The 1,192-nt window shown below is 55.9% G+C and carries 1 protein-coding gene; it reads right to left on the bottom strand.

The genetic code is table 11. From position 1 onward, the window contains the following. Window positions 1-121 precede the first annotated feature (121 nt). Window positions 122-1,192: glucose-6-phosphate isomerase (gene pgi, locus ACTHSP_RS20670; protein ID WP_440346844.1), on the bottom strand; the 1,071-nt coding region annotated here is incomplete at its 5' end.

Genomic DNA, 1,192 nt, shown 5'->3' on the forward strand with positions numbered 1-1,192 from the left:
ATCAAAATCTAGCTACTTTTGTCTAAAAGTGCGGTGCTTTAACGGTTCATTCTTACCGCCGATTAGGTTTTGAAATGCCCGTAAGACAGGCAGATATGCTTGTCTTACGGGCATTTTATTTTCAGACGGCCTTCGATCTTGCGTTGCAGTTGCGGTAGAAGGCGATCAGACCGTTGGTGGAGCTGTCGTGTGCAGGCGTGCCTCGTTCGAGTTCGGGTTCAATGGTTTTGGCCAGCTCTTTACCGTATTCCACGCCCCATTGGTCGAAGGGGTTGATACGCCAAATCACGCCCTGAACAAAGGTGCGATGTTCGTAGGCGGCCATCAGCATGCCGAGATTGAAAGGTGTCAGGCTGTCGATAAGCAGGCTGTTGCTCGGACGGTTGCCGGGGAACTCTTTCTGCGGTGCAAGGCGGTCGCGTTCGTCTTGGGGTAGGGCGGCCAGTTCGATTTGGACTTCGTCTAAGGTCTTGCCTTTCATCAGCGCTTCGGCTTGGGCGAAGGCATTGGCAACGGTAAAGCGATGTTGGCGGTGGTTGCCGTAGACTGTGGTCATGGGGACGATGAAGTCGACGGGAATCAGACGCGTGCCTTGGTGCAGAAGCTGGAAGTAGGCGTGTTGGCAGTTGACGCCTTCATCGCCGAAGACAATGCCGCCGGTGGTGCAGGAAACGGGTTGGCCGTCTGAAGTACGCTGTTTGCCGAGGCTTTCCATATCGAGCTGGTTGAGCCATGGGGTAAAGAGGCGCATGTTGTGGCTGTATGGGACAACGGTTTGGCCGTCTGAATGTTGGAAATTGTTGTACCAAACGTTGATGAGCGCCATCAGGACGGGAATGTTGCGGCGGAATGGTGTTTCGAAGAAATGGGTGTCCATCGCGTGTGCGCCGGCCAGCATTTTGCGGAATGCTTTTTCGCCGACGGCAACCATCAGCGGCAGGCCGATAGGCGACCAGACGGAATAGCGGCCGCCGACCCAGTCGGACATGGCGAAGACTTTGTCGGGGGAGATGCCGAAGTTTTGGGCTGCGGCCACATCGGCGGAAATGGCGCAGAAGTGGCGGTAGATACCGGAATCAGGCAAACCTGCATCGCGGTACCAAGTACGCGCGGCGTAGGCATTGAGCAGGGTTTCCGGTGTGCGGAACGATTTGCTGGCAATGCTGAATACGGTGGTTTCGGGGTTGAGGCC

Source organism: Neisseria sp. P0001.S005 (genome assembly GCF_051963715.1).